We start from the raw sequence: 26,170 nt of genomic DNA on the forward strand, positions 1-26,170 counted from the left end.
GTCGCATCAGGGACCGACCAGCCACAACACGGGCAACAGTGTCGCCGCCGAGGCGACCGTCGTCGCGAACACGTTGACCGACGCGAGCCCGTCGTCGCCGCCGAGCGCGCTGGCGTACACGAACGTCGAGACGGCCGTCGGCATCGCGAACATGACGGCGCCCGCGCGGACCGTCGAGGGGTCGCCGCCGAGCCCGGAGAACACCGCGAAGGCGATCAGCGGCATCGCGATCAGCTTCGTCCCCGTCACCGCGCCGACCGTCGGGTAGTCGATCGAGACGCCCTCGAGCACGAGCGACGCTCCGACGCCCAACAGCGCGATCGGCAGCGCCAACTCGGCGACCCAGGACAGCCCCGTCGCGACCGCCGCCGGCGGCGCCCACCCGACGGCCGCCGAGGCGAGTCCGGCAGAGAGGGCGACGAGGACCGGGTTGCGCAGGAGCGAGACGGCCTCGCTCGCGAGGTCCGCATCGGCGTCGTTCACGAGCGAGAGGATCGTCACCGTCGCGGGCACGTGGACGAGCGCGCCGACGCCGAGGATCACGCTCGCCTTCCCGGCCTCGACGGCGCCCGCGCCGAACGTCGCGGCGACGAGCGGGAGCCCCAGGAACCCGAGGTTCGCGTGGTACGACTGGACGACCGCGACGCTGCGGACGGCGGCGTCCGACCGCCGACGGTGGACGAGCCAGCTCAGGCCGATGCCGACCGCCAGCGCGCCGACCACGCCCGCGACGAGTCGGACCGACAGCACCTCGCGGAGCGGCTGCGCGTACGTCGAGCTGTACACCAGCGCGGGCAACGCGAGGTAGAAGGCGGCGTCGGTGAGCGCGTCCCGGCGACGCGGCGTCAGCAGCCCGATTCTCCGGGCGGCGACGCCGGCGGCCAGCAGGGCGAGCATGAACGCGAGGTTCGAGGCGACGGACACGGGAGTCGGCGGCACTCGGCGAGGCCGACGGTTTACGGTTGCGTTCCCGGCGAAGAAGGCGGTCGGACGTCGGCGCCGCGGCTCACTCGTCGATCGCCCGCCGCGGGGTGACGCGGGGGCCGTTCGGGCCGAAGCCGACCTCGGCCTCGACGCCGAACACGTCTCGAAGGAGGTCCTCGGTGACGACCTCGTCGGGCGGCCCCCACTCGTAGGGCTCGCCGTCCTTGAGCGCGATGAGGTTGTCGGCGAACCGGGCCGCCTGCCCGAGGTCGTGGAGCACCACGCAGACGGTGACGCCGTGGTCCTCGTTCAGATCGCGGACGGCGTCGAGCACGCGGAGCTGGTGGTGGAGATCGAGGAAGGTGGTCGGCTCGTCCAACAGGAGCGCGTCCGTCTCCTGTGCGAGCACCATCGCGAGCCACGCGAGCTGCGCTTGACCGCCCGAGAGCCCGCCGACCTGCCGGTCGGCGAGGTGTTCGACGCCGACGCGCTCGATGGCGCGGTCGACCGCGTGGTAGTCCTCCTCGCGCATCCCCTCGAAGAACCCACGGTGCGGGTAGCGGCCGTGGGTCGCGAGTTCGCGCACCGTCGTCGACTCCGGGGCGACGTGTTCCTGCGACAGCAGGCCGAGCCGGCGCGCCAGCTCGGTCGTCGCGAACTCCTCCACGTCGCGCCCGCCCAACGTCACTGCGCCCCGGTCGGGGCTCAGTTCCGCGTTCATCGCCTTCAGCAGCGTCGACTTCCCGCTGCCGTTGGGGCCGATCAGCGCGGTGATCTCGCCGGCAGGAACCTCCAGCCGTTCTGCCTCGACGACGGGCTCGTCGTCGCCGTACGACAGCGCGATGTTCCTGATGGACAGCGGCGGCGAGTCCTCGGGTGGCTCCCCGGCCGTCGCGCTCGCGTCCGTGCTACCTGCGCCGACCGAGTCGCCGGCGGCGTCGGCGGCAGCCGCGGTATCAGTGCCGGCGGTGTCGGCGTCGGCGCCGTCGCCGGTCGGCGCGTCGTCAGTGCTCATAGGTCCCCCAGCCCGTCCTGCTTGCGCATCAGGTACAGGAAGTACGGTCCGCCGATGAGTCCCGTGACGATGCCGACCGGAAGCTGTGCGGGCGAGAGCGCGAGCCGGGCGCCAACGTCCGCGAGGGTGACGAGCGCGGGGCCCGCGAACACGCAGGCGACGACGAGGCGCTTGTAGTCCGAGCCGACGAGCTGTCGGACCATGTGCGGGACGATGAGCCCGACGAACCCGACGATGCCGGCGATGGCGATGGCCGTCCCGGCCGCGAGCACGGCGACCGCCGAAAGCGCGAATCGAACCCGCTCGACGGACATCCCGAGCGAGCGGGCCGTCCGTTCGCCCAGCAGTAGGACGTTCAGCTGTCTGGCGCCGACGAGGGTGAGCGGCACCGCGATGAACGTCCACGGGAGCGCCATCCGCACCTGCTCCCAGTCCACGCCCGTCAGCGACCCGGTCGTCCAGGCGATGGCCGACTGGACGACGCCGAGGTCGTCCGCGAAGAAGAACAGCGCCGTCTGGAGCGAGCCGAACACCGTCGAGACGATGACGCCCGCGAGCACGAGCCTGACGGGATTGGTTCCGCCCTTCCACGCGATCGCGTACACCAGCAGGAACGCCACCGCGCCCCCGCCGGCGGCGATCAGGGGGAGGACCGCCGTGAGCCCGCTGAACACGATGAGCGTCAGCAGGATCGCCAGTCCGGCCCCCGAGGAGACGCCGAGGATGAACGGGGACGCGAGCTCGTTGCGCGTCACCGCCTGAAACACCGCGCCCGAGACCGCCAGGTTGGCGCCGACGATGACGCCGACGATCACCCGCGGCATCCGGATCTGCCAGACGATCAGCGTCTCCTTCGGAAGGTCGACGGCGGCCGTCGAGAACCCGAGCGCGCTCGCGACCGCGTTGCCGAACCCCTCGCCCAGGAACAGCCGCAACAACACCTGCGGGTTCGTCCACACGATCGGGTCGAACACCGCACCCCACGCCGTCGTGACCGACATCGTGAACGCGCCGAAGCTCACCTGGACGAGCCCGGAGATCACGACGACCATCGTGCTCGCGGTGATCACCGTCAACAGCGACGAATCGACCCACGAGAACGGGCTGTCGACCTCCGGAACTGCCTCACCAACCTCACTCGCCACTCCGATCCCTCCGTCGGAACATGTCTTTTAGGTCGACCTAACTGTTCAAAAGGGTGTCGAACCGTCCGGCTACTCGGCCGTGGGCGTTTCGGCCATCACACGTCGCCGGCGACGATGTCGCGCACGCGCTGGCGGTCGAACAGCCGCCGGTCCTCGGGCACCTCGGGGAACGACTCGGGGTCGAACTCGCCGAACTCCTCGGGGTACAGTTGTTGGGCCTTCATCTCCGTCTGGAGCAGGTTGACGATCGGCCCCTGTTCGCCGTACGCGCCGGGGTAGACGCGTCCGTTCTGTACGGCGGTTAGCTGACTGCCCACGCCGTCCTCCTCCATCGGCCGGACGTACTGGTCACGGAACGCCTCCGCGGAGAAGCCGTCGGCGTCCGGTCCGGTGGTGCCGATCCCCCAGTGGACGATGATGATCTCCGGGTCGACCTCCAACAGTTGCTCGTAGTCGGCCTCCCCCGCCGCCTCCATGTCGGTCGAGAAGGCGCTCTTCACGTCGAGGTCGCGGTACGGCTTCATCTCGTACCCCTCGTCCTGCGTGTGCAGGGGGTAGAACACGCCCTTCTCCGGGTTCGAGCCGCCGTTGATCAGGCCGATCTCCGGGCGCTCCTCCTCGGGCGGCAGCCGCGACTGCACCTCCGCGAGCAGCTCGTCGTGCAGGTCGACGAACGCCTCGTATCGCTCCCGTTCCCGGAACGCCTCGGCGAGGCGCTCGAAGGCGCCGTAGAGGCTGTAGAGCTTGTAGTCGTGGAACTCCCGGCGGCGGCGACAGTTGTTCCCGAAGAACGGCGCGACGTTCTCGCGGATCTCCTCGGTGTCGGACTCGTCCCAGTCGTCGTCCCACCCCGTGTCGTGGAGGTAGTTGGGGTCCATGAGGATCACCTCGGGGTCGAGCTCGTAGAAGACCTCCTTGCTCCACCCCCCGCCGCTCCAGTTCGCCAGCGCCGTCAGCTCCTCCTGCGGGGGAACGTCCAGCCCGAACGGCTCGTAGAAGAACCCCGGGATCATGTTGCCCGCGGTGAGGAACCCCTCGCGCCGGCCGAGCGCGAACGCCATGTCCGCCCAGCCGCCGTTGTAGCACAGCCACGTCTCGGGTACGCCCTCGAACTCGACCTCGCCGACCGGGACGATCGACGCCGTGTACGACTCGCCCGACACCGTGGACTGCTCGGTCTCCGATGCGCCGTCGCCGCCGGCCGTCGTCTCCGACTCGCCCCCGTCGGCCGTGGTCTCGACCGCGCCGCCGCTGCCGCCCGTGCAACCCGCGAGGCCGGCGCCGAGCGCGGCGCCGACCGTACCGATGAACTGCCGTCTGTGTCGTGTCACAGTTTTAGGCTAGCCTAAAAAATTGAAAAGGGTGTCGGTTCGTCCGTCGAGATCGGTAAGGAAACCGAACGTTGCGTCGGTGTACGGCCGGTTCAGGCCTCGCCAGTGATCGCGGCCGACAGCTCGGCCCGCGAGAACAGCTCGCCGGAGAACCGGTCGGGGAAATACAGCGTCGCGAAGCGTTCGAGGTTGAACAGGTGCTGGAGCGGGCCCTGGTAGATGGGGCCGCCGCGGAACACGCGCCCCTCCTGCACGGCGGTCAACTCGGAGGCGACGGAGTGGTCCTTCATGAACGAGACGACGGTGTCACGGAATTCCTCCTCGGTCTCGCCCTCGTGGCCGCGGACGAGGATCGAGTCGGGGTCGACCTCCAGCATCGTCTCGAAGTCGATCTGGCCGCGGTCGTTCGTCGAGAGCCCCTCGACTCCGGTCCCCGCCAGCGCGTCCGACAGGCCCAGGTCGTGGAACTGCTTCTTGTTCGTCCCCTGCCCGGAGAGCCGGTACGGCGAGAACGCCTCCGGCTCGTCGCCGGCACCGAAGCACAGCAGCGCGTTCGGGCGCTGGTCAGGAGCCGGCAGCGACGCCTGCACGTCCGCGACCAACTGGTCGTGGACCGCCTTGACGGTTTCGTAGCGGTCGACGCGGTCGAACACCTGCGCGACCTTCTCGAACGCTCCGTACAGGGTGTAATAGCGGTAGTCGTGCCAACTATCAGTTCGGCGGAAGATCGTGTTGCCGACGAACGGACCCACGTCCTCGACGACGGTGTCGATGTCCGACCGGTCCAGTTTGAAGAAGCCGTTGTTGATCAGCCACTGCGGGTCGATCAGGTGGACGTCGCTGTCGAGTTCGTAGAACAGCTCGCGGTCGATGGCGTAGGAGTCGCCGAGCAACTGCGTCGGCTCGCTCGCGACGGTCACGCCGTCGAGGTCGTCGTAGTGGTCGGTGTGGAAGCGTGCGGTGTTGCCGACGGCGAGCAGGTCCTCGCCCTTGCCGAGCGCGACGCCCATGTCCGCGTAGCCGGACTCGTAGACCGAGAACGTCTCCGGAACCGCCTCGAACGTCACGTCGCCGACGGGCGCCATCGACACGGTGTAGCTGGTGTCCTCGGGCGTGCTCGTCTCCGTCTCGGAGTCCGACCCCGACGAGGCGGTCGGCGTCGACGCGTCGCCGGTCGTCTCGGCGCCCTCCGAGCCGCTTCCGCCGGAACACCCGGCGAGGAAGCCGCCCGCGGCGACAGCGCCGCCGTACATCACGTAATCCCTGCGCGACATGGAGCCGTCGTCTCCGTGCTGGTCGTCCATACTCCCACGAGCGGCAACCTGACTGAAGATGCTTTCGGTCTACCTAAAACACGGCTTCAGTCTGCCGGAGCGCTCCGGAATCACACACGTCTGGGCGACATCACACGCGTCTCGTGATCTGATCGCGGAGGGTCTCCCGGGCGTCCGCACACCGCTCCAGGAGGTCGGTCCCGGCGGCGAGAACGGGGTACGTCGCGTCCAGCGACTCGTAGAGGTAGCGGACGGCCTCGCGGTGGTCGATGTCGAACGCGTCGGTCCCGCCCGCGGGCTGCTGGAGCAGGCCCTGGCGCGCGTCCAGCGCCTCCCCGCACCGGTCGCGGACGCGGCCGAGCTCCTCGTGGCGCGCGCGGAGGGCGTCGAAGCCCAGCGTCAGCGGGTCCGGGTCGCACGCGGTCTCGACCGTGCGCTCTGCGTCGGCGAACAGGTCCGCGGCGGCGTCGAGGCTCTCCGCCTCCCTCGCCAACACGGACTCCATCGCGCCGAGTTCGTCCCGCCGCGTCGCCGCCAGCGTTCGAAGGTGTGCGCTCGTCTCCGGGGTGAACCGGCACCCCGGCTCCGTGAGGAGTCGTGCGACGCCCGCGTCGAACTCCGCCTCGATGGTCTCCGCCAGCGTCTCCGTCGGCCCCGACGTCTCCACGTCGGCGAGGCTGTGGGGACGGATCAGCGTCGCGAACCGCTCGCGAACCGTCCCGATGCGCGATCCGGCGTCGCCGACGGCGGGCGCCCGACACGCAACGGCGCCCGACGCGCTCGAAGCGCCGGCCGCGACGCCGCCCGCCGCACCGTCGTCGTCGACACCCTCGACCGGGATCCGGGCGATCTCGCGGCGGAACTCCTCGTACGCCTCGCGCTTGGCGGCGACGGCGTCCCGCTCGTCGGCCACCCGGTCCCGGGCGGCCGACAGCGTCGCCGCGGCGTCGTCGGTCATCGCTCCCCCTCGATCGTCGTCAGCCCGGTGGCCTCGTCCGCCGGGTTCGTCGTGACCGTGAGGCGCCACGCGCCGGAGGGCTCGCGCGTCGCGTCGGTGACCGCCACCGCCGAGACCGACGCCCGACCGAACAGCGCGACCACCACCGGGAGGGTGACGATGCGGTCGGGGTCGCCGTCGGTTCCATCGTTCCCCTGCTCGTCGCCGTCGTCGTCACCGGCGTCGACGAGAGGGTCCCCGCCGTCGACGAGGGCGTAGCCGTCGAGTTCGACGCGCCACGTGCGGCTCTCTCCGTCGAGGTCGACTGCCGCGGGCGAGACGGCGTACGACCGCAGCATCCCCGCCGTCCGCAGGCGCGCCAAGGCCGCCTCGAGGGGGTCGCCGTCGAGCGGCGCCACGGACAGTCGCTCGCCGGCGTCGCGGAGCACGGCGAGCGTCTCCTCGTCGTCGAGGTGCCCGGCGAGGCCGTCGGCGACGCTCGCCAGCAAGCGGAGACACAGTTCATCGGGCCCGTCGACCGACTCCGCCGCCGCGAAGTACGTGTCCATGATGGTGTCCTGAACCGCCGTGTGCGGGGAGTCGGCGACGGCCTCGAACACGACGCCGACGACGGCGTGACACAGGTCGATCGCCGAGTCGGACGCGTATCCGTCGAACGCGTGGCGCTCGGTTGCTCCCCTGCCGTCGAAGCCTTCGTCGGTCGCGTCGTGGGGGGAACCGTCCGACTCGACCGTCGGCGCGTCGGCGCGTTCGACGGCGACGAGGTCGTAGAACGGGACCTGCGGGTCGTACCGGCGCAACGCGGCGCGGTACTGCTCGCCGCAGCGCGCCGCCGCCCGCGCGGTCGCGCGGGTGTCGAACGCGAGCCCCGCCACGGGGACCGGGCGCTCGCCGGTGCGGGCACACCGGAGTCGGTAGGCGCCCGTCGGGTCCGCGAGCGATTCGATGTGGCGTCTGAGGTCGCCGAGGGTGGTTCCGATCATGGTGGGGTGGGAACTGGAACGGAGGGGTCGGCGTCGGGACCCGTCCGCGGTCCCGACTACTCGACCTCGCCGCGGATCGCCGCGGCGACGCGCTCGCGGTCGAACAGCCGCTCCTCCTCCGGGATCTCCGGGTACGGGCCGTTCTCGTAGGTCGGCCACTCGCCGAACGCATCGGGGTAGAGCTGTTTCGCGCTCATCTCCAGCTGGAAGAGGTTGAGGATCGGCCCCTGGTAGCGCGCGCCCTGCGGGTGGACGCGTCCATTCGCGATCGCGGTGATCTCGCCGCCGACGGGGTGGGATTCGAGCGTCGAGCGGACCTCGGCCATGTCGGTCGTCGGGAGCATCCCGCCGAGGTAGAGGATCACCTCGGGGTCGGCCTCGAGCAGTTGTTCGTAGTCCACGATATCCCCCGATGACACGGACCCGTCGAAGGCGTCGCGCGGCGCAAGCGGCCGGGTGTGGGCGGTGAGGAACCCGGGGTTGTCGAGCGTGTACGCGTAGATCGTCTCCAGGTCGGCCGAGGAGAACAGCACCGTTCGCGGGCGCTCGGACTCTGGCGGGAGGCCGACCTCGATGGTCGCGAGCAGGTCGTCGCGGACGGCGGCCAACTCCTCGTAGCGGGCGCGTTCGCGGAACGCCTCGGCGACCAACTCGAACTGCTCCCACAGCCCGTAGTACTCGTAGCCGTCGGCCCACTGGCCGGTCGGTTCCTGATGGCGGTCGCTGAGGGAGTTCCCGAACCACGGGCCGACGTTCTCCGCGATCTCGTCGATGTCCTCGCGGTCCCAGCTCTCCAACTGCGTCATCCACGCGGGGTCCGCGAGGTGCACGTCGCTGTCGAGTTCGTACACGACCTCCTTGTCCGGGTCCCACGAGGAGTACAGCCCCGACCAGTCGAGCGAGACGCCGGGAAGGCGCTCGACGAACTGGTTCCACAGCGAGTCGTAGTAGTCGGGCGCGTGCATCGCGGTCACGCCGTCCCCGCGGCCGAGCGCGAACGCCATGTCCGCGTGGTGGGTCAGGCGCGTGAACACCGTCTCCGGCGGCGACTCGAACGTCACCTCCCCGACCGGCGACATCGAGACGCTGTAGGAGCCGTCGGCGGCGGCCGCCTCCGTCGTCGACTCCGTCGCGTTGGCCGTCGGGGTCGCCGCGGCGGCGTCCTCTGTCACGGTCGCGGTCGCGCCGGCGTCGCCGTCGCCGTTGCCCGCACAGCCGGCGAGCAGGCCGGCGGCCGCGAGCGCGCCGCTCAGCTGTACGTAGTCGCGCCGTGTCGGCCACCCGCTCCTGGTCGACTCGTCGGTGTCAGCGCCGGTGCTGTCGACCGTGCGGTCGGTGCTGTCAGTGGTGTCGCTCGTGTCGGTCATGGTTAGAACTCCCCGTTGACGATGTCGGCGACGCGCTCGTGGTCGAACAGCCGCTCCTCCTCGGGTGTTTCCCCGACGCCGCGCCACTCGCCGAACTGCTCGGGGTAGAACTGCTTCGCGGCCACCTCCGTCTGGAAGAGGTTGATGATCGGCCCCTGGTAGGAGGTGCCGCCGCGGTAGATCCGGTCGTTTCGGACCGCGGAGAGTTGCGTCCCGACCGGGTCCTCGCGCATCCGGTCCATCCGCGCCTCGAACTCCTGGTCGGAGACGTGCGAGAAGCCGTACTGGAACACCAGCACGTCGGGGTCGACCTCCAACAGTTGTTCGTAGTCCCACTCGGCGTAGCTCCCGTCGATCTCGTCGTCGAACGCGCCGCGCATCCCGAGGTCACGGTACTGCTTGTGTCCGTTGCCGTCGTGGACCGGGTACGCGTAGAAGGACCCGCCCTCGAAGTCGGAGTTCACCGACAGCAGGCCGACGCTCGGGCGGTCGTCCTCCGGCGGGAGGTCCGCCCGGATCGTCGCGAGCGTCTCCTCGTGGACCGCCCTCATCGCCTCGAAACGTTCGCGCTCGTCGAACACGTCCGCGATCTTCTCGAACGCCTCGTACAGCGAGTAGTACGGGTAGTCGTGCCAGTCGTCGCCGCGGCGGCGGATGGAGTTGCCGACGATGGGGCCGACGTTGTCCACGACCTCCGCGAAGTCGTCGTCGGTCCAGTTGTCGTCCAGCAACTGCAGGAAGTTCGGGTCGAACAGGTGAACGTCGCAGTCCAGCTCGTAGAACGCCTCCTTGTCGATGGTACCCTCGCCCATGAGCTGCGGAACGTCGGAGAAGTCGACATCGACGCCCGGGAGCGCGTCGAAGAACCTCATCGGCCAGTTCTCGGTGAAGACCAGGCCGCGGAGGCCGTCGAGCTGGCCGAGCGCGATCGCCATGTCGCCGTAGGTGCTGAAGTACGACATCCAGCGCTCGGGCGTCGAGTCGAATGTGACCTCGCCCATCGGCTCCATCGTCACGGTGTAGGGAGCGTCCTCGCCGGTGGCCGTCGGTGTCTCGCCGTCGTCGCCGGCGGTTCCCGTTTCCGTCGGGTCGCCGGCCGGTCCCGTCTCGGTCGAATCGCCGCCGGTCCCGCCGGTCCCGCCGGTACAGCCGGCGAACAGGCCGCCCGCGGCGACCGCGCCGCCGTACTTCACGTACTCCCGCCGGGTCGGTCCGTCGCCGTCTCGGTCTGCGGTCTCTCTCGGCATGTGATTTAGGCCAGCCTAAAAGTTGAAAACGGTATCGGTTCGCGGGGGCGACAGCCGGGCGTCGGCGTTCGGAGGCGGATTCGCTCGCTACGAGCCCCTACTCGTCGGTCTCGGCTGAAGCGTCGGTCGCAGTGGCGACCGCCGCCCCGTCGTGGTCACGTCCGTCGAGGTACGCACGGATCGTCCCGTCGTCGAGCTCGTCAAGCAGGTCCGCGGCGTCGTGGGCGTCGACGACGGCTTCGGGGTCGAGATGGCCCGCAAGCGTGCGGTGGCCGCTCGCGGCCCGGGCTTCGATCTCCTCGTCGGGTAGATACGGCGAACGCCCCTCGTCGAGGTACGCCTCGCGGACGCGTCGGAAGCGCTCGGAGTCGACATCGACGGGCGCGTGCTCGGCGTGGTGTTCATCGAACCACTCGACCCAGCGCTCGCGCTCGGCCCACTCGCCTGTCAACTCCGCCTCACGTCGGACCCAGTCGACGCCCTCGGCGGCCTCCGGCCACCAGCCGTCGGCGATCCGCACGTCGGCGAGTACGCGCCGCGCGACCATCGCGCCCCGGCCCGCCGCGGCGATCGCCTGGGCGTCGGTCTCCGGTGACGGCGACGCGACGTACAGTCCCTCGACGGGCGTCGCGCCCTCGTCGTCGGCGTAGTCGCGAGCGAAGTGTCGGTGCGTCTCGCCGTCGTGGTCGTGGGTCTCGAACATCGCGTCCTCGTCGTCGAGGCCGCGGAGGAACTCGCCGTCGTAGCGGGCGGCCGCGACGACGCGGGTCGCCGTGATCGGGTCGCCCTCCTGCGGCGTCACGCGGAAGCCGTTGGCGTCGTCTTTGTCGCCGTCGTTGTCGTCTTTGTCGCCGTCGTCGTCGCCGCCGATCCACTCGACCGACTCGACCATGTCGTCGACGAGCGTCCCGCCGGCGGCCTCGATGTGGTCGTGTGCCAGCGCGTAGAACGTCTCCACGTCGATGCCGGCGGGGAAGCCGAGGTAGTTCTCGAGGTGCGCGCACCGGCCGATCGAGGAGCGGCCACGGTCGTACACGACCGTGTCAAGTCCGCTTCGGGCGAGGAAGACGGCGGTCGAGGCGCCGGCGGGACCGCCGCCGGCGACGGCCACGTCGTGGTCGGCCATCGTTACTCCGCCCCCGCGACGACGGCGCCGCCGGATCTCGCGTACTCCCTGTGCGTCGGTCGGTCCCCGTGTCGCCCGTCGTTCGTCATGTGATTTAGGCTCGCCTAATTGAGTAAATCGGTTTCGGTTCGCCTAAAGAAACCGTTCCGCCCGAACGGGGATCAGCGAGGGGATCCGCACACCGGGCAGATCGGGGCGGTGTCGGGAACGTCGGTTCCGCAGTGGGGACAACGGGTCTCGTTCGGCCGTCGGATCGCCGTCACCGCGGCCTCGCTCGTCGCGCGGACGCCCTCGACCGTCCCGACGGCTGCGTCGTCCCCGCACGCGTCGTCCTCGGGAGCGTCGTCCCCGAACACGCCTTCCGGTTCCGGACCGGGGTCGGCGTCGGACTCTTGGACGAGTCCCGCGTCCACGTCGGCGGCCGACGCCAGCGCGAACCGGACGCGGTCGGCCACGAACCTCGTGGCGTCGCCGTCGGCTTCCTCGACGCGTGCGGCCGCTCGGAGGTCGTCCGCGACGCCGGGGACGGTCCCGATGGCGGCTCCGGCGCCGTCCTCGATACCCCCCGCGCCGTCCTCGGTTTCCTCGGGGTCGTCCGCACGGGTGAGGAGCCCGAGCGCCTCGGCGGCGCGTCCGCGGACGTACGGGCTTTCGTCATCAAGCCGCGCGACCAGCGCCGGGCGCGCGTCCGTCAGCCGTTCGGGATCGACACAGCCGACGACGACGAGCGCGGCGAGCAGGTGATAGCGGACCGTCTCCGCGTCGTCGTCGAGGTGTTCGGCGAGGTCGGCGACGCGGTGGCGGAGCCGGTCGGGGTCCCCGAGCGCGACGTGCTCCAGCGCCTTCGCCAGCTTCTCGCGCACCTCCCGATCGTCGAACGCGAGCCCGATCCTGAGGTCTGCGAGCAGCTCCGGCGACGCGACCGCCGCCGGGTCGGCGACGGCGGCGTAGCCGAGCGCCTCCGCCGCGCGGGCCCGAACGTAGTAGAACTCGTCCTCGTCGGCCAGTCGCTCGGCCAACGCCTCGCGGACCGGGACCACGCGCTCGGGGCAACGCTCGGCGACGGCGACGAACACCTTCGCCGTCGAGAGCCGGACCGCACGGTCGGGGTCGGTCAGGTACGGGACGACCGCGTCGGCGACGCGGCCGACCGCCGCGGGGTCGTCCTCGGCGGCCGAACGGAGCGCCCGCAGGAGGTCCTTGCGCTCGCGGGCGTCGCCCTCGCGTCGGTCGGCGAGGCGGGCGCGTACGGCGTCCGTGTCGTCTCGGTCGAGCAGCGTCGTGATATCCGTCATCGTCGGTCGGTCCGGCCGGGCGTCCGCCGGGTCGACCGCCGGTTTCGCCCCGCGGTACAAAACCGCACCGCCGCCGGCGCCGATCCGCCGTTCCGTCCGGGGACGGTCTGGCATTCGATGCGGACGGTCTGGCTCCCGCCTCGTGGCGGAGGCCGAACCCTTACCTCCGGTCCGGCGTATCCGATGCCATGGACGAGCTCGTCGTCTCGACGGACGTGTACGTCGCACCCGAGGAGGCGTACGAGTTCCTCCTCGAGTTCCCGCGCTACGAGCGCTACACGGAGTACCTCGACAAAGTATCGCGCACCCACGGCGACGGCGGGCCGGGGTCGCGCTACGCGCTCCGGTTCTCGTGGTGGAAGCTCACCTACACCGCGCGCTCGGAGGTGACGGAGGTGACACCGCCGACGCGGATCGACTGGCGCGTGCTCAAGGACATCGACGCCAGCGGCGCGTGGCTCATCGAGCCGTTCGACGAGCTGCCGGCGGACGCGCCCGCCGACGCGACCGAGGGCTGTCGGGTGACGCTCTCGATCCGCTTCGACGCCGACAGCGCCGACTCCTCGTCGGTGTCGCTCCCGCCGCTGGTCTCCTTCGGGTGGGTGCTCGACAAGGTGAAGGGGCTCGTCGCCGAGGAGGCCGAGCGCGTCGTTCGCCGGGCAGTCGCGGATCTGGAGGGGCGCGAGCGCCAGGTCAGTCTCACGGTTCGAACGGACTCCGAGGCGCTGTGACCCGCCGATAGCGGGGGAAAGCGCGGTCTACGCGAGTCCGGAACGCTCATCCCCCTCGGTCGAACAGGTGGGCGTATGACTGGGGTGGCTCCGGCGTGCGCGTGCTGATCATCGGCGCCGGGCAGGTCGGCGAGAGCATCGCCGCGGACCTCGACGACAGCCACGAGGTGGTGATCGTCGAGCGCGACGCGGAGCGGTGCGACGAGCTGACCTACTCGCTGGACGTGTTGACGATCAACGGGGACGGCACCGCCGTCTCGACGCTGGAGGAGGCCGGGGTCGCCGACGCCGACATGGTCGTCGCCTCGACCGACGACGACGAGACGAACATCGTCGCCTGCTCGACGGCGAAGGCCGTCAGCGACTCGTTTACCGTCGCCCGGATCAAGAACACCGAGTACCTCCGTACCTGGGAGCGTTCGCGCACGGCGTTCGGCATCGATCACATGGTGTGTACGAACCTGCTCACCGCCGAGTCGATCGTCCGGGTGATCGGGCTGCCCGCGGCACACCAGGTCGACCTCTTCGCGGACGAGACGGTGCAGATGGCGGAGTTCGACGTGAGCGAGGGGAGCCCGCTGGCGGGCCAGACCGTCAGCGAGGCCGACCGGTTCGACTCGCTCACCTTCGCGTCGCTCATCCGCGACGACGAGGTCGTCATACCCGGGGGGGAAACCCGGATCGCCGCCGGCGACCGCGCAGTCGTCATCGGCTCGCCGGGCAGCGTGCGCGGGTTCGCCGCCGACGTGGCGCCCGACGAGCACGTCGGGACGAACGAGGAGGTGGTCGTCGTGGGCGGCTCGGAGATCGGCTACCACGCCGCCCGCCTGCTCGCCGATCGTGGGTTCTCCCCCCGGCTGATCGAGCAAGACGAGGAGCGCGCCCGCGAGCTCGCGGAGGACCTCCCCGACACCGTGGTGATGCAGTCGGACGCCACCGACGTGGGCTTCCTCGAACGCGAGCGCGTCGGCGAGGCCGACGTGCTCGTGGCGGCGCTGGACTCCGACGAGAAGAACCTCCTGTCGTGTCTGTTGGCGAGCCGCCTCGGCGTCGAGCGGACGGTCGCGGTCGTCGACCGGACCGTCTACGTCGACCTGTTCGAGACGGTCGGCATCGACGTGGGCGTCAGCCCGCGTGCGGTCGTCGCCGAGGAGATCTCCCGGTTCACGCGGGAGGGGAGCGCCGAGAACGTCGCGCTCATCGAGGACGACCGCGCGGAGGTACTGGAGGTCGAGGTGACCGAGGAGTCGCTGCTCGCGAACCGCCCGATCAGCGAGTCGATCCACGACTTCCCCGACTGCCTGGTGATCGGCGCGATCACCCGCGACGGCGAGCTTGTCACCCCCCGGGGCGACACCGTGATCGAGCCCGGCGACCACGTCGTCGTCTTCTTCGAGGAGAGCGCCGTCGACGAGGTCACGAGCAAGATCTGAGGCGGCCTGGCGACTACTCGACGGTGATCGTCCGCTCGGGCATCCCGCCCCGGAGCGCGCCGAAGGCCGTCTCGTACCCCTCGTGGCGGGCGACCTGCGGCCAGACAGTCGGCGTCAGGGTCAGTTCGTCCCCGGACTCGACGCTCGCGCCGTCGAGGGCGGCGCCGTAGTGGTAGGAGAGGTCCGGATCGAGCGTGCGGGTGAGCTCTCCGGAGAACACCGTCTCGCCGCCGCGCGCGTGAGTCGCCTCCAGCCCCATCGCGGGGATCAGCATCCGGTTGTACGGGGTCCGCGCCGACACCGCGAGGTACGGGCCTTCCGCGTCGATCCCCTCGGGCGGCTCCTCCAGCACCGTCGCGACGAGGACCGCGTCGTTGCTGTTCGCCTCGCCGACGACCTCTCCGGGGAGGTCGTCGGTCGCCGGCGCGGTCGCGTCGGGAACCATCTCCATCTGCATCGGATCGACGGCGTCGCGCTCGCCCGCGTTCTCGAGCGTCCGAAACATGATCTCGTCGCGCGCTTCCTGGCTGTACTCCATCTCGACGGGGATGTCCGCCGGCGACTCGAAGCGGCCGGCGTACGCGCCCGTCCGGCGGGTTCGCACGGCGCCGACGGAGACGTTCACGGTGTAGGTGCCGTCGCCGTCGAGCGGGAAGTTGCCGCCGTAGTGAAAGCCCATCGGCTGGGAGAGCATCGGGTAGATGACCTCCTGCGTGACGAGCGAGCCGTCCTTCGTCACCTCGATCGAGAGCCCCGTCTCGGGGAGCACCTGCCCCGTCTCGGGGTCCCAGACGCTCGCCATCAGGTGCACGTCGTCGTCGGACTCGATGTCGGTGCGGTCGACCTCCGTGCCGTTGACGTTCCAGAACCGGTGAGCGTACGAGTAGAACACGCCGACCTGGTACTCGCCGCCCTTCCCCATCCCGCCCATCTCCATTCCCTCGACGTGGCTGGGGAGGTACACGCCGTCCGGGCGGTCCTCGACGATCGGCGGCGCCCGCGAGGCGCTCCCCGTGGCGAGTTCGAACCCGAGACACCCCGAGACGCCGCCGATGCCGGCGGCCGCGCCGCCCGCTGCCGCGCTCCTGAGGAACGTACGTCTGTCCATACGGACACTCGGTGACGCCTACGAAAGGGGATTCTGGTACGCCCGTCGAACGGCCGCACGTCGGACGACGCCACTGCCGATCGGCGGCTCCGTCGAACGGGTGCCCCGTCGATCGGTGACCCCGACAGTGACAGGGAGCCTCGATCGAACCGGCGACCGACAGTGTCGCTACGCCGACCGGGATCCCTGGTCGAAACCGTGTTATGCGCGCCGACCGTCACCTCGACTGATGAGACGGAGATCCGCCGTCGCCGCGCTCGCGGCGGCGCTCGCGTTCGCGTCGCTTTCGCGGGGCGTACTCGCCCATCCGGGCCATCCGGCGGCGACCCCGAGCGGACCGCTCGCGGGGGCCTCCCCGACCGGGATCGGTATCGGACTGGCGGGGGTGCTGTTGGCCTCGGGGGTGTTACTGCTCGCTCACGAGGGCGTCCTCACCGAGCGTACACGAAGCGCGGGCGTCGGCGTCGGTGCCGTCCTGACGGTTCTCGGGGCGTTCGTCGCGTTCGTCCACTTCTAACCGAACCCGGTCCGGGATCCGAATCGGATCAGATCGGACCGGAGCGGGTCATCCCCCGTCGCCGGCGGGGGTCGGCAGCGCGCGCAGCGACCGCGGCGGGACGAGGAAGTAGCCGCGGTGGCGCAGGAAGATGTACTCGAGGATGCCGTTGTTGACGCGCTGGCGGACGGCCGGGGTCGCCTCGGTCGCGTCGACGCCGTTCATCGACCGCCTGACGGTCTCGAACTGGTCGATGGAGCGCTGGAGCGACGGGAAGTGCAGGCTCGCGATGTCGTCGTCGGCCGACTCGAAGTGCCGGCGAAGCAGGATCGGGTTCCCGTCGGCGTCGCGGTTGTCACGGGCGGCCTTCTGCGCGTGGCCGACGCGGCCGTACTCCTCGGCGTCCTCGACCACCGAGTCGAGGAAGCGGTCGATCCCCGACTCGTCGCCGAGGTTCGTTCCGACGCCCTCGACGAGGTTCTCGACGGCGTGGCCCGGCGAGAACATCTCCATCACCTGTTGCTCGAAGTCCTGCTCGCCGTACCAGTCGTCGAGTCGCTGGCGCCAGTTGCCGACTGACTTGGTGGTCCCCTCGGCGAACGGACCCTCGCCGATCGCGACGTAGTTCTCCGTCGCCTGGTTGCCCCGGAACCCCGCGACGAACCCCATGAACAGCGGCGCGTTCTCCGGAACCGGGTTCGGGTCGGGAACGCCGGAGAGTTCGTCGGCCTTCTCGTGGGGCATCCCCGGGTCGAAGAAGCCGGTCCGGCGGTCGTCCAGGTCGAGCGCGTCCGTCAGCGCTGACGGGAACGTCACGCCGTTGGCCTCCTCGCGCTCGCCGAGGAGCGCCTCCTCGGCGGCCAACAGCCCGTCCGCGCGGTCCGACGCCAGGTGGACGAGCACGTCCTGGGTGTCGAACTCCGGGGTCTCGAAGTCCGCGAGCGGCGTCGGCTCCGGGAGCGACACGTCGTCGGGCACCGCTAGGTCGCCCTCGAAGCGATCGAAGTACGACGGCGAGTACGCCGCCGAGTGGAGCAGCCCCTCGTGGCTCCAGGCGTACGCCTCGTCGAGCGCGTCGAGCGCGCCGCGGACGGCCTCCCGCTCCTCCGCTCCGGGGGAGCCCTCATCCGGCAGCGAGAGGTACAACAGCGTCTGGTGACGAGGGAGCTGCCAGTTGCCGGCGTCGTCGGTTCGCACGTAGTCGTTCCAGGCGTACTGCCGCTCCGGGTGGGCGTCGGCGCCGTCGCCGGCGGGGATCGGCTCGGCGCCGTCGAGCCGGTCGACGCACGCGGCCAGGCCGGCGGCGCCGCCGACGGCGACGGCCGCCTTCAGCGCCTCGCGTCGGGAGAGCCCGTCGAGCGACGGGGAGTCGGATGCGTCGGCGTCCGCGTCGGTCATACCCGTCCTAGCGCGTTCCCGGAGAAGGGGATTGTGGTGTGGGCGTCGAACGAGCGCGGCGGGAGCGTGACGCGCGGGGATTTCCGTCCGCGACTCTCGTCAGCCGGCTCTCGTCCACCGACCCCACCCGCAGACGTTCACTCCCGCCGTCCGGCGACCGTCGAGACGCCGAGCCCGGCGAACGCGCCGACGAGCGCCCACAGCCCGGAGGCGACGATCCCGAGGACAGTCACGGCCCACATGCCGAGGCCGAAGCTCCCGACGGCGAAGTCCGCCGAGCTGACGAGCACGAGCGGCGACGGGATCGCCCGTCCCCGGACGAGCGCGCCCAGCACCGTCCCGGCGTACCGACCGATCGCTCCGGAAGCCAGCGACACGGCTGCGACGGCTCGAATCGACGCGGGAGGTGACAGGTCGCCTCGTTGGACCGCGAGCGCGACGAACGCAAACGGGAGCAGGGCGTGGAGATATCCGCCGAGGTTCCCGGTCAGGACGGTGAGCGCGATCCCCCTGGCCGGGGACCTCACGACGGCGAGTTCGAGCAGTTCGGTCGCGACGGCGGCGACGCCGGCGGCGACGAACACGGTCGCGAGGAGTACTGACGACGGCGGTCGCGGTCTGGAGGGGTTCGCCGGGGTGCCGATCGATCCTGCAGTCAGGCTCCGTCTGAGGTCCGCACCCTCAACCGACCGGGATCCGACCTCAATCGCCCGCGGGCGCCGGCGTCTCCTGATCCGTCCCGGCGTCGTCGATCTTCGTCCACTTCTTCTCGATCTCGGCGTTCCCGCGGACGACGGTGTCGTCGTCGACCACGAGGCGGGTCTTGCGGAGTTCGATCGACTTCACGACGCCGACCGTGCCGCCGATGTCGACGGTGTCGCCGGGGTTGAAGTCCTCGTCGCGAAGGAGGTAGACGCCGGCGACGGCGTCGGCGATCATCCCCGAGGTGGCGTAGGAGATGCCGAGCGCGACGAACCCCGCGGCCGTGCCCAGCGAGGTGGCGATGCCGTCGAGGCCGACGATGGAGAGAAACGAGAGGCCGACGCCGAACCACAGGAACACCGCCACGATGGTGGCGATGAACTGCCGGTAGACCGGCGAGTCGCCGGCGATGGTCCGCTTCAGTGCCTCCCGAAGGACCGTCATGAACACCTTCATCGCGAGCCCGGCGATGAGCAGGAAGACGACCCCGGCGATGACGCTCGGCAGGGCGTCGGCGACGTCGGTCAGGAACCGTTCGATCGCCTCCCGGACCAGTCCCGTCCCCGACTGAGCGATGGGACGTTCGAGCATGGCCTCGACTGCGACCGGCTCCCACTTATCTCCCGTGTTCGGTCACGTTGTGTCCGCCCCACGCATCCCACATCGCTTCGGGTAGGCGGTTCGATCGCTTCGGGGACGCTGTTTTTGTGGGCGGCTCGCCCGCAAGCTCGCCGCCGTGGTGCCGTCGTCTCGCTCGACGACGCTCGCATCGGGGACGCTATTCTTCTGGGCGGCTCGGGCCACGCGACCTCCCTCCGGTCGGTCGCGCACACCTCGCCGCCGACCGGCCGTCGTCTCGCTCGCTACGCTCGCTCGACGACGCTATTCTTCTGGGCGGTGCGGCACAGGACCGCTCCGCCGTTAGCCGAGGCGGTCGCTCCCGCCTCGCTACTCGTGCGCGGCGTCCCACTCATCCGGCTTGCGCATGTTCCCACACTCGTTGCACTCGATGCGGCCCATCGAGTCCATCGCGTTGTTCACGGTCTCGCAGTTCCCGCAGAAGTACCCCCACCTCGTCTCGCCCGCCTCGTCCGCGTACACGTGGAAGAACGGCGCTTTCGACCCGCGCTCGCCGCCCGCGCGGTCGACGAACAGCTCGCCGGCGGCCGTCTCGACGACTTCGAGATTCATACCCGAGGGAGGCGACGCTCGCTGTTAAACCGTCTGGGTCGACCCCGAACGCGACGGCTTACGTCCGGAACGACTCGCCGCAGCCGCACTCGGCCTCGACGTTCGGATTCTCGACGTGGAAGCCCGCCGCCTGCAGGCCGGACTCGTAATCGAGCGTCGAGCCGCCGATGTAGTTCATCGAGGACGGGTCGACGAACACGCGCAGGCCGTGGTGCTCGGTCACGCGGTCGTCCTCCTCCGGCTCGTTGTCGAAGCGCATGCCGTACGAGAGGCCCGCGCAGCCGCCCTGCTGGACGAACAGGCGAAGCCCGCCGACATCGGTGTCCATCCCCTCACCCTCCATGAGGGAGATGGCCTCCTCGGCGGCCTTCGGCGTCACCGTGACGGGGACATCGGGCTCGCCGCCTCCGGACGCGTCAGTGCTCATGGTGGGTTGATCCCGGCACAGGGGTATAACCTTGACGCAGGGTAGCAGGGACGCGGGCGTCGCAAGGGCGTTCGCCCGCCGCCCGCGTCGTCGACCATCGCGGGTCGGTCACTCGTCGCCGGCGTCCTCGAACCGGACACGCACGCTCTCGGCGTGCGCCTCCAGCCCCTCGGCCTCCGCGAGCGTCGTCACCGTCCCAGAGAGGTCGCGCAGGCCGTCCGCCGAGAGCCGCTGGACGGTCGACGACCGGAGGAACGTGTCCGTCGAGAGCCCGCCGAACGCCTTCGCGCCGCCGTTCGTCGGGAGCACGTGGTTCGTCCCGGAGGCGTAGTCGCCGGCGGCGACCGGGGTGAACCGGCCGAGGAACGCCGAGCCGACGTTCGAGATCCGGTCGAGCAGCGCCTCGTCGTCCTCGGCCTGGATCGAGAGGTGCTCGGCGGCGTACTCCTCGGCGAACAGCACCGCCTCGGGCATCGAGCGCGCGACGAGCACGCCCGAGGCGTCGTTGTCGAGGGCCGCCCGGATCGTCTCGGCCCGCTCCCGCTCGGGCGCGCGCGCCTCGATCTCCTCACAGACCGCTTCCGCGAGGCCGGCCGAGTCCGTCACCGTCACGACGGAGGCGTTCGGGTCGTGTTCCGCCTGCGCGATCAGGTCGCTCGCGACGGCCGCCGGGTCGGCGGTGTCGTCAGCGAGCACCAGCACCTCCGAGGGACCCGCGAGGAAGTCGATCTCCACGTCGCCGCGGACCTCCGCCTTGGCGGCGGTCACCCACTTGTTACCCGGCCCGACGACCTTCCGGACGCGCGTCACGGTCTCGGTGCCGTACGCGAGCGCGGCGACGCCCTGTGCGCCCCCGACGGAGTAGACGGCGTCGGCGCCGGCCTCGTGGATCGCCGCCAGCGTCGCGGGGTTGATGTCCTCGGCGGGCGGCGTCACGACGGCGACGTGCTCGACGCCCGCGACCTTCGCGGGGACGACGCCCATGATCGCCGACGAGGGGTACGCCGCGGTGCCGCCGGGGACGTACACGCCCACGCGGTCGAGGGGACGGAAGCGCTTCCCGAGCATCCGGCCGTCCTCGAACTCGCGAGTCCAGTCCTCGGGGAGCTGTGCCTCGTGGAACTCGCGGACGTTCGCGATCGACTCGCGGATCGCCGCGAGCACCTCGTCGTCGACGGCGTCGACGGCGCGCTCGGCCTCGTCGGTGATGTCGATGTTCGCCACCTCGGCGCCGTCGAACTCCCGGGAGAACTCCCGGACCGCGGCGTCGCCCTCGTCGCGAACGCGCTCGACGATGTCGCGTACGTCGCCCCGAACCGCGTCGACGCCGGCGTCGCGCTCGAAGAACGCCCGCCGCTCGTCCGGCGAGAGGTCGGCGACCTGTCTCGGCTCCATACGCGTCCCCTCACGTCCCGGGGGTAAACCGTTCCCGGAACGCGTATCGGGGTGGCCTCGCGTGGGGGACGTATGAGCGACGACCCCGCCGCGAACGCCGCGGGCGCCGGCGCCGGACGTGACGACCCCGCGGACGGTCACCCGGACGGCAGACCCGCACGCGACCCGCGCCGGGAGCACGACGACCTGATCGTGAACCGGGTCGAGTCGACGCGCCCGCCCGGAGAACTTCGTCGCCTCCGCGCCGACAACGAGGCGATCCGCGAGGGCTGGGTCGCCGCCGGCGTCGTGTTGGACCCCGCCGATCGCGTGCTCGTCGTCGACCTCGCCGACCGCGGCTGGGCGCTTCCCGGCGGCACGGCGCTGCCCGACGAGCCGCTGGCGGCGACGGTCGAGCGCGAGGTCCGCGAGGAGTCCGGCGTCGTCGCCGACGCGGTGCGGCCGCACGCGGTCCACGACGAGACGATCGCGGCCGCCGACGGGTCGGTCCCGGAGACGCCGTTTCGGGTCGTTCACTTCGAACTCCGCGCGAGAAAGCCGGCCGTCGCCGACGACCTCGCGGCGTTGGGCGACGACGACGAGACCGTTCGGGCGGTGGAGTGGCGTGAGAGGCTCCCCGAGGAGATCTACGGCGGCGACTGGACGAAGCGAGTGTACGAGCGGATCGTCGGATAGCTCGTCGCCGCAGATCGGCTCAGGCACCCAACTCGTGATCGTCGGTTCCGGGTGCCGCGTCCCCCGGATCGGCCGGATCATCCGTGGATCCGCCCGGCTCCTCCGTCGATTCCCCCGGATCGCACGCCTCTTCGTCCGGATCCTCGGCCGACTCGCTCACGTCGCGCCAGTAGAAGTGCGGTCCGAGTACAAGGTAGCCGAGCGCGAGGAACAGCAGCGCGAACGCGAACGCCTCCCCGGCCATCCCGGTGAGGAGGATCGCACACGCCTGCACGGCGCCCATCACGAGCGCGTCCTGCGGGTGGAGGTCGGGGTACCGGATCGGCGTCACCATCAGCGGCGCGGAGAGGGCCGCGAGCCCGAGCACCACCGCCGGCGAGTCAAGCCCAGCCAGCACCGACGCCGCGATCACGGTCGCGGCGAGCGTCGTCTGGACGCCGTGGGTCGTCTTCGCGCCCTCGTCCTCGACAGTGTACACGGCCAGCCGGATCACCGCGAGCGCGACGTACGCGGCGGGAACGAGCAGCCCGGCGGCGTAGACCGCCGGCGCCGAATCGAGTGAGTACGGGCCGGTCACCGTCGCGGCGACGATGAGCGCGGGGGCGACGCCGAAGGAGGCCACGTCCGCCAGCGAGTCGAGGTGCGGCCCCACCGCGGTGCCGCCGTAGCGACGCGCGAGCACGCCGTCGAGTCCGTCGGCGACGGCCGCCAGGAGGACCAGCCGTGCCGCGAGCGTCGGGTCGACCGCCGCGGCGACGGCGGCGAGCGTCCCGAGGGCGGCGTTCCCGGCGGTCACGGCGTCCGCCAGCCCCAGCCGGGAGAGGAAGCGCGGCCGGTCGGTCATTGTCGGGGCGACGGCACCGCCGACCGTATGGCTTTCCATCCGATTCGACGCCCGGACCAATCCGCATAAAGCGGTCCGTCCCCACGATCCGAGCATGGACCGACGCCGCTTTCTCGCGACCGCGGGCGCCGCCGCGTCGCTCCCGCTGGCGGGCTGTGCGGCCGTGCTTCCCGGGTCCGAGGGCGACGGCTACGACGTCGGCATGACCGCGGAGGCGTTCCGCCCGTACGAGATCACGGTGTCCGTCGGCGAGACGGTGGTCTGGGAGAACACCTCGACGCGCGCGCACTCGATCACCGCCTACGAGGAACAGATCCCGGAGGACGCCGAGTACTTCGCCACCGGCGGGTTCGACTCCGAGGCGGCCGCGCGCGAGGCCTGGGACGGCAACGATGGGGCGATCTCCGCGAACGAGCGCTTCGAGCACACCTTCGAGGTCCCCGGCGACTACACGTACTTCTGCATCCCGCACGAACAGGCGGGAATGGTCGGCGTCGTCCGCGTCGAGGAGTGACGCCCCGAGCGTCACCGCGGCTCCCCGACCGATCCGGCACAAGACGTTTACTCGATCGTGTCAACTAGTGCCATACCGATGTCGATGCGAATCGTCGACCGGGTCGCCGCCGTCCTCGCGCCCGAGCGTGCGGACGTGTACCGGTGCGGCAGCTGCGGCGAGCGGGTGACGGCGTCCGTGGGCGCGGTCGTCGACGAGTGCCCCGAGTGCGGGTCGGCGGACGTGGCGCTCATCACCCGTCGCGTGACGCTGTGACCCGGTCGCGCCGCTCCCGGTCGCGGGTCGGTCGCAAAAATCGTCGGCGGTCGGACGCCTACTCGTCGACGGCGACGTCGTCGTCGTCCACGTCGACGGCGGCCTCCTCCTCGGCGGCGATCTCCTCGGGACGCGCCTCCAGCGAGAGCTTCTGGACCTCGACGCGGCGAAGCGGGTACACCGTCTTCGCCTCGCCGTAGATCGCCGACGAGAGGCGTCCCTCGACGACGGAGTCGATGAGCTCCGAGAACGAGCGGTCCTCGGCGGCCTGCTCGACCAGGTCGATCATGATCTGGCGGATGGCCTGCTCCTGGGAGCGGTCGGCCTTCTTGGTCGTGAACGCCACCGGGCTGACGCGGACGCGGTAGTCGTCGGTCGTGCGCACGGTGATGTGCAGGTCGACCTTCGAGGCGCCGCGGCGCACCATCGAGCGGAGGTAATCCCGCGTGAGCTCGTGCTGGACGAACTCCGTGTAGGCGGCGTCCGAGCCGACGTCCGTGATCTTGAACGTCAGCTTGACGTTGTCCTGTCCCTGGTCGCCCGTGATCTCGCCGAGCGTGGTCTCGACCGTGCGGCCGACGACCTGCTCGGGCTCCTCGGCCATCGTGTCGCCGAGCTCGGCTCGGTCGAACTGCTCGGGCGCGAGGACGGTGTACCAGCGCTTCCCCTGTCGTTGTCGTGAGACTGATCGTTCGCTCATGTGTCGTGTGTGTCTGTGTCTGCGGTGTCGCGTATGTCGTCTGCGTCGCGGAACTCGTCCGCGGCGTTCGCGTCGCGGAGTCCGTCCGCGTCGTTCGTGTGGGTCGATTCGCCGTCCGTCCCCCTCCCCGTCGCGACCACGTCGTCGGCCACGTCGAGGTTCACGAGGTAGTCGTCCACCGAGGCGAGGAAGCCGCCGGTCGTCCCCCGCGAGACGCGGGTCGTGACCGTCGCTCCGTCCGCCTCCGTCCGAATGTCGTCCGTGTTGTCCGGCGAGATGGCCGCCGCGATCGTCGCCGCGGCATCGGCGTCGGCGTGCGTCGTCTCGACGGTCGCGGTGCGCGCGAGGTCGTCGTGGGAGTCGCCGTCGTCCGCGGACCGGTCGCGACCGGTCATCGCAGGGCCTCCCTGAACGCGCCGATGAACGCCTGTACGTCGCCGCCGGCGAAGCGTGCCTCGCCGAGGCGGTCGTCGCCGAACACGTCGACCGAGTCGCCGTCGCGGTTCGTCTCCTCGGCGCGGTCCGTATCGCCGGCGCTCGCGTCGTCCGGATCCGCGTCCGTCGTCGCCTCGACGCCGGCTTGAAGCGCGGCGATCGTGTCGGCCGCGCCGTCGCCGGCGGCGGCCGCGGCGTCGTCGGAGACCACGAGCGCGACCGGCTCGGGCGAGGCGTACTCGCGGACGAGTCGCGCGGCGGTCGCCAGCGCCGGCGCGTCCGCGGGCGACGCCTCCACGCGGACGACGAACGCGCCGTCGTATCGGCCCGTCGTCGGGTCCGCGAGCGCCGCGTGGACGCGACCGGCGTGGTCGCGCCACGTCGACAGCGCCGCGTCGGTCACGTCCGCGCCCAGCGCCAGCGCCACGCCGAGGCCCGGGCGCTCGCGAGCGAGCGCGTCGAACACGTCGGCGTGACCGCCGAGCGTCTCGAACGGCCCGGTCGACGTCGCGTACGGGCGCAGCGCCCGCTCGACGGCCGACACAGCCCTATCAGGCGCGTCGGCGGTCGCATCGAGCGCGACCGCAGAGGCGAGTCGTCGATGGGCGTCCTCGTCGATCTCGGCGGCTCCATCGGAGCCCGTGTCGATGCCGAGGTCGGCGAGCAGCTCGCGAGCGGCGTCCGGATCGCCGGAGTACGGCGTCCAGATCCGCGTCGAGTGTGCGAGCCCGTCGGCGAGATCCGCCGTGGGGACCGCGACGCCCGGGCGTCGGTCGACGACGCCCCGGCGTTCGGCCTCCTCCAGCAGGCTCCCGCTGGCGCCCTCGCCCGGGACGGTTCCGGCGGCGACGACGCCGGCCAGCCCGACGATCGGGTCCGGCTCGACGCCGACCGCGTCGGCGACGTCGGCCGCGACGGCCGACACCGGACGCGAACCCGACGGGATGCCCGTCGCGTTCGGCGGGGTCCAGCCCAGCGCGAGCGCGCTCCCGTCGCCGTCGGGGATCGCCTCGTCGCGCGTGGCGCGGACCTGGAACGCCGTGTCGCGCGCGTCGAGCGCGCGGGCGAGCACCCCCGCCGCGGCGAGCGCGTCGCCGGTCGGCCGGGGGTAGATCCGGACGAACTCGGCCGTTGACAGCGCCGAGGCTACCCGTTCGGGGTCGGCGTCGGTCGGCGCGTCGGCGGCGGTGGACACGTGTTT

The 26,170-nt window shown here is 71.1% G+C and carries 28 protein-coding genes; 6 read left to right on the top strand and 22 right to left on the bottom strand.

Annotated features, from left to right (window positions below):
- Window positions 1–6 precede the first annotated feature (6 nt).
- The 11 genes from K6T50_RS00575 to K6T50_RS00625 form a co-directional block, all read right to left on the bottom strand.
- Window positions 7–924, bottom strand: a complete 918-nt coding sequence (locus K6T50_RS00575; RefSeq protein WP_222607518.1) for an AEC family transporter — start codon at window positions 922–924, stop codon at window positions 7–9.
- An 82-nt stretch (window positions 925–1,006) separates the two neighbouring features.
- On the bottom strand, window positions 1,007–1,939 hold the full coding sequence (locus tag K6T50_RS00580; RefSeq protein WP_222607519.1) for an ABC transporter ATP-binding protein: 933 nt from the start codon (window positions 1,937–1,939) through the stop codon (window positions 1,007–1,009).
- Complete coding sequence (locus tag K6T50_RS00585; RefSeq protein ID WP_222608774.1) at window positions 1,936–2,991, bottom strand: FecCD family ABC transporter permease; 1,056 nt, start codon at window positions 2,989–2,991, stop codon at window positions 1,936–1,938. Before K6T50_RS00585 ends, K6T50_RS00580 begins: the two co-directional genes overlap by 4 nt.
- A gap of 188 nt (window positions 2,992–3,179) precedes the next feature.
- Window positions 3,180–4,415, bottom strand: a complete 1,236-nt coding sequence (locus K6T50_RS00590) for an ABC transporter substrate-binding protein (RefSeq protein WP_222607520.1) — start codon at window positions 4,413–4,415, stop codon at window positions 3,180–3,182.
- Window positions 4,416–4,507: 92 nt separating this feature from the next.
- Window positions 4,508–5,719 carry an ABC transporter substrate-binding protein gene (locus K6T50_RS00595; RefSeq protein WP_222607521.1) on the bottom strand — a complete coding sequence of 404 codons (1,212 nt, stop codon included), beginning with the start codon at window positions 5,717–5,719 and terminating at the stop codon, window positions 4,508–4,510.
- Between the two features lie 100 nt (window positions 5,720–5,819).
- On the bottom strand, window positions 5,820–6,647 hold the full coding sequence (locus tag K6T50_RS00600) for a DUF7260 family protein (protein WP_222607522.1): 828 nt from the start codon (window positions 6,645–6,647) through the stop codon (window positions 5,820–5,822).
- A complete protein-coding gene (locus tag K6T50_RS00605; protein WP_222607523.1) occupies window positions 6,644–7,630 on the bottom strand; it encodes a DUF7551 domain-containing protein in 987 nt (328 codons plus the stop codon). Before K6T50_RS00605 ends, K6T50_RS00600 begins: the two co-directional genes overlap by 4 nt.
- A 56-nt stretch (window positions 7,631–7,686) precedes the next feature.
- Window positions 7,687–8,997 (bottom strand): ABC transporter substrate-binding protein, encoded by a 1,311-nt coding sequence (locus K6T50_RS00610; protein WP_222607524.1) that lies wholly within the window; start codon window positions 8,995–8,997, stop codon window positions 7,687–7,689.
- A gap of 2 nt (window positions 8,998–8,999) precedes the next feature.
- Window positions 9,000–10,244 carry an ABC transporter substrate-binding protein gene (locus tag K6T50_RS00615; RefSeq protein ID WP_222607525.1) on the bottom strand — a complete coding sequence of 415 codons (1,245 nt, stop codon included), beginning with the start codon at window positions 10,242–10,244 and terminating at the stop codon, window positions 9,000–9,002.
- Between the two features lie 97 nt (window positions 10,245–10,341).
- Window positions 10,342–11,370: an FAD-dependent monooxygenase gene (locus tag K6T50_RS00620; protein ID WP_222607526.1), complete on the bottom strand. Its 1,029-nt coding sequence runs from the start codon at window positions 11,368–11,370 to the stop codon at window positions 10,342–10,344.
- A 161-nt stretch (window positions 11,371–11,531) separates the two neighbouring features.
- Window positions 11,532–12,665, bottom strand: coding sequence for a zinc-ribbon domain-containing protein (locus K6T50_RS00625; protein WP_222608775.1), 1,134 nt, complete (start codon window positions 12,663–12,665; stop codon window positions 11,532–11,534).
- 188 nt (window positions 12,666–12,853) lie between these two features.
- On the opposite strand from K6T50_RS00625, the gene K6T50_RS00630 reads away from it, so the two are divergent.
- Complete coding sequence (locus tag K6T50_RS00630) at window positions 12,854–13,396, top strand: SRPBCC family protein (protein WP_222607527.1); 543 nt, start codon at window positions 12,854–12,856, stop codon at window positions 13,394–13,396.
- Between the two features lie 95 nt (window positions 13,397–13,491).
- Entirely contained in the window at window positions 13,492–14,829 is a 1,338-nt protein-coding gene (gene trkA / locus K6T50_RS00635; RefSeq protein ID WP_222607528.1) for a Trk system potassium transporter TrkA, read from the top strand.
- Between the two features lie 13 nt (window positions 14,830–14,842).
- Here the strand turns inward: trkA and K6T50_RS00640 are convergent, their stop codons facing one another.
- The gene (locus K6T50_RS00640; protein ID WP_222607529.1) at window positions 14,843–15,937 is read right to left on the bottom strand and encodes an iron transporter; all 1,095 of its coding nucleotides are present in this window, start codon (window positions 15,935–15,937) and stop codon (window positions 14,843–14,845) included.
- A gap of 229 nt (window positions 15,938–16,166) precedes the next feature.
- On the opposite strand from K6T50_RS00640, the gene K6T50_RS00645 reads away from it, so the two are divergent.
- The gene (locus K6T50_RS00645; protein ID WP_222607530.1) at window positions 16,167–16,454 is read left to right on the top strand and encodes a hypothetical protein; all 288 of its coding nucleotides are present in this window, start codon (window positions 16,167–16,169) and stop codon (window positions 16,452–16,454) included.
- 48 nt (window positions 16,455–16,502) lie between these two features.
- Here K6T50_RS00645 and K6T50_RS00650 read toward each other — a convergent pair whose 3' ends face one another.
- The 6 genes from K6T50_RS00650 to hisD form a co-directional block, all read right to left on the bottom strand.
- Window positions 16,503–17,831 carry a DUF7405 family protein gene (locus K6T50_RS00650; protein ID WP_222607531.1) on the bottom strand — a complete coding sequence of 443 codons (1,329 nt, stop codon included), beginning with the start codon at window positions 17,829–17,831 and terminating at the stop codon, window positions 16,503–16,505.
- A gap of 137 nt (window positions 17,832–17,968) precedes the next feature.
- Entirely contained in the window at window positions 17,969–18,415 is a 447-nt protein-coding gene (locus K6T50_RS00655; protein ID WP_222607532.1) for a hypothetical protein, read from the bottom strand.
- A gap of 118 nt (window positions 18,416–18,533) precedes the next feature.
- Complete coding sequence (locus K6T50_RS00660; protein WP_222607533.1) at window positions 18,534–19,124, bottom strand: mechanosensitive ion channel domain-containing protein; 591 nt, start codon at window positions 19,122–19,124, stop codon at window positions 18,534–18,536.
- Window positions 19,125–19,481: 357 nt separating this feature from the next.
- Window positions 19,482–19,724 carry a DUF5816 domain-containing protein gene (locus K6T50_RS00665; protein WP_222607534.1) on the bottom strand — a complete coding sequence of 81 codons (243 nt, stop codon included), beginning with the start codon at window positions 19,722–19,724 and terminating at the stop codon, window positions 19,482–19,484.
- 58 nt (window positions 19,725–19,782) lie between these two features.
- On the bottom strand, window positions 19,783–20,151 hold the full coding sequence (locus K6T50_RS00670) for a HesB/IscA family protein (RefSeq protein WP_222607535.1): 369 nt from the start codon (window positions 20,149–20,151) through the stop codon (window positions 19,783–19,785).
- Window positions 20,152–20,259: 108 nt separating this feature from the next.
- The gene (hisD, locus tag K6T50_RS00675) at window positions 20,260–21,546 is read right to left on the bottom strand and encodes a histidinol dehydrogenase (protein ID WP_222607536.1); all 1,287 of its coding nucleotides are present in this window, start codon (window positions 21,544–21,546) and stop codon (window positions 20,260–20,262) included.
- A 72-nt stretch (window positions 21,547–21,618) separates the two neighbouring features.
- On the opposite strand from hisD, the gene K6T50_RS00680 reads away from it, so the two are divergent.
- A complete protein-coding gene (locus tag K6T50_RS00680; protein ID WP_222607537.1) occupies window positions 21,619–22,221 on the top strand; it encodes an NUDIX hydrolase in 603 nt (200 codons plus the stop codon).
- Between the two features lie 19 nt (window positions 22,222–22,240).
- Here the strand turns inward: K6T50_RS00680 and K6T50_RS00685 are convergent, their stop codons facing one another.
- Window positions 22,241–23,065 carry a protein sorting system archaetidylserine synthase gene (locus K6T50_RS00685; protein ID WP_222607538.1) on the bottom strand — a complete coding sequence of 275 codons (825 nt, stop codon included), beginning with the start codon at window positions 23,063–23,065 and terminating at the stop codon, window positions 22,241–22,243.
- Window positions 23,066–23,159: 94 nt separating this feature from the next.
- Between K6T50_RS00685 and K6T50_RS00690 the strand changes: the two genes are divergently transcribed.
- A complete protein-coding gene (locus K6T50_RS00690; RefSeq protein WP_222607539.1) occupies window positions 23,160–23,579 on the top strand; it encodes a cupredoxin domain-containing protein in 420 nt (139 codons plus the stop codon).
- Window positions 23,580–23,657: 78 nt separating this feature from the next.
- Window positions 23,658–23,834: a hypothetical protein gene (locus tag K6T50_RS00695; RefSeq protein ID WP_222607540.1), complete on the top strand. Its 177-nt coding sequence runs from the start codon at window positions 23,658–23,660 to the stop codon at window positions 23,832–23,834.
- Window positions 23,835–23,892: 58 nt separating this feature from the next.
- Here K6T50_RS00695 and K6T50_RS00700 read toward each other — a convergent pair whose 3' ends face one another.
- From K6T50_RS00700 to K6T50_RS00710, 3 genes are read right to left on the bottom strand one after another with little or no spacing between them, the layout of a single operon-like run.
- Window positions 23,893–24,534, bottom strand: a complete 642-nt coding sequence (locus K6T50_RS00700) for a 30S ribosomal protein S3ae (RefSeq protein ID WP_222607541.1) — start codon at window positions 24,532–24,534, stop codon at window positions 23,893–23,895.
- On the bottom strand, window positions 24,531–24,929 hold the full coding sequence (locus K6T50_RS00705; protein ID WP_222607542.1) for a KEOPS complex subunit Pcc1: 399 nt from the start codon (window positions 24,927–24,929) through the stop codon (window positions 24,531–24,533). Before K6T50_RS00705 ends, K6T50_RS00700 begins: the two co-directional genes overlap by 4 nt.
- A complete protein-coding gene (locus tag K6T50_RS00710) occupies window positions 24,926–26,164 on the bottom strand; it encodes an exonuclease RecJ (protein WP_222607543.1) in 1,239 nt (412 codons plus the stop codon). The genes K6T50_RS00705 and K6T50_RS00710 overlap by 4 nt, the downstream gene beginning before the upstream one ends.
- Window positions 26,165–26,170: the final 6 nt, after the last annotated feature.

Origin of the sequence: Halobaculum magnesiiphilum (assembly GCF_019823105.1) — an archaeon.
In the GTDB taxonomy this organism is placed as follows: domain Archaea; phylum Halobacteriota; class Halobacteria; order Halobacteriales; family Haloferacaceae; genus Halobaculum; species Halobaculum magnesiiphilum.

Coding starts and splice junctions, on each gene's coding strand:
- K6T50_RS00585 (WP_222608774.1), bottom strand. CDS start 2,991: ATGGTCGTCGTGATCTCCGGGCTCGTCCAGGTGAGCTTCGGCGCGTTC.
- K6T50_RS00605 (WP_222607523.1), bottom strand. CDS start 7,630: ATGATCGGAACCACCCTCGGCGACCTCAGACGCCACATCGAATCGCTC.
- K6T50_RS00650 (WP_222607531.1), bottom strand. CDS start 17,831: ATGACCGACGCGGACGCCGACGCATCCGACTCCCCGTCGCTCGACGGG.
- K6T50_RS00660 (WP_222607533.1), bottom strand. CDS start 19,124: ATGCTCGAACGTCCCATCGCTCAGTCGGGGACGGGACTGGTCCGGGAG.
- K6T50_RS00680 (WP_222607537.1), top strand. CDS start 21,619: ATGAGCGACGACCCCGCCGCGAACGCCGCGGGCGCCGGCGCCGGACGT.
- K6T50_RS00690 (WP_222607539.1), top strand. CDS start 23,160: ATGGACCGACGCCGCTTTCTCGCGACCGCGGGCGCCGCCGCGTCGCTC.
- K6T50_RS00670 (WP_222607535.1), bottom strand. CDS start 20,151: ATGAGCACTGACGCGTCCGGAGGCGGCGAGCCCGATGTCCCCGTCACG.
- K6T50_RS00630 (WP_222607527.1), top strand. CDS start 12,854: ATGGACGAGCTCGTCGTCTCGACGGACGTGTACGTCGCACCCGAGGAG.
- K6T50_RS00665 (WP_222607534.1), bottom strand. CDS start 19,724: ATGAATCTCGAAGTCGTCGAGACGGCCGCCGGCGAGCTGTTCGTCGAC.
- K6T50_RS00705 (WP_222607542.1), bottom strand. CDS start 24,929: ATGACCGGTCGCGACCGGTCCGCGGACGACGGCGACTCCCACGACGAC.
- K6T50_RS00600 (WP_222607522.1), bottom strand. CDS start 6,647: ATGACCGACGACGCCGCGGCGACGCTGTCGGCCGCCCGGGACCGGGTG.
- K6T50_RS00685 (WP_222607538.1), bottom strand. CDS start 23,065: ATGACCGACCGGCCGCGCTTCCTCTCCCGGCTGGGGCTGGCGGACGCC.
- K6T50_RS00580 (WP_222607519.1), bottom strand. CDS start 1,939: ATGAGCACTGACGACGCGCCGACCGGCGACGGCGCCGACGCCGACACC.
- K6T50_RS00695 (WP_222607540.1), top strand. CDS start 23,658: ATGTCGATGCGAATCGTCGACCGGGTCGCCGCCGTCCTCGCGCCCGAG.
- K6T50_RS00615 (WP_222607525.1), bottom strand. CDS start 10,244: ATGCCGAGAGAGACCGCAGACCGAGACGGCGACGGACCGACCCGGCGG.
- hisD (WP_222607536.1), bottom strand. CDS start 21,546: ATGGAGCCGAGACAGGTCGCCGACCTCTCGCCGGACGAGCGGCGGGCG.
- K6T50_RS00645 (WP_222607530.1), top strand. CDS start 16,167: ATGAGACGGAGATCCGCCGTCGCCGCGCTCGCGGCGGCGCTCGCGTTC.
- K6T50_RS00640 (WP_222607529.1), bottom strand. CDS start 15,937: ATGGACAGACGTACGTTCCTCAGGAGCGCGGCAGCGGGCGGCGCGGCC.
- K6T50_RS00700 (WP_222607541.1), bottom strand. CDS start 24,534: ATGAGCGAACGATCAGTCTCACGACAACGACAGGGGAAGCGCTGGTAC.
- K6T50_RS00620 (WP_222607526.1), bottom strand. CDS start 11,370: ATGGCCGACCACGACGTGGCCGTCGCCGGCGGCGGTCCCGCCGGCGCC.
- K6T50_RS00595 (WP_222607521.1), bottom strand. CDS start 5,719: ATGGACGACCAGCACGGAGACGACGGCTCCATGTCGCGCAGGGATTAC.
- K6T50_RS00610 (WP_222607524.1), bottom strand. CDS start 8,997: ATGACCGACACGAGCGACACCACTGACAGCACCGACCGCACGGTCGAC.
- K6T50_RS00625 (WP_222608775.1), bottom strand. CDS start 12,665: ATGACGGATATCACGACGCTGCTCGACCGAGACGACACGGACGCCGTA.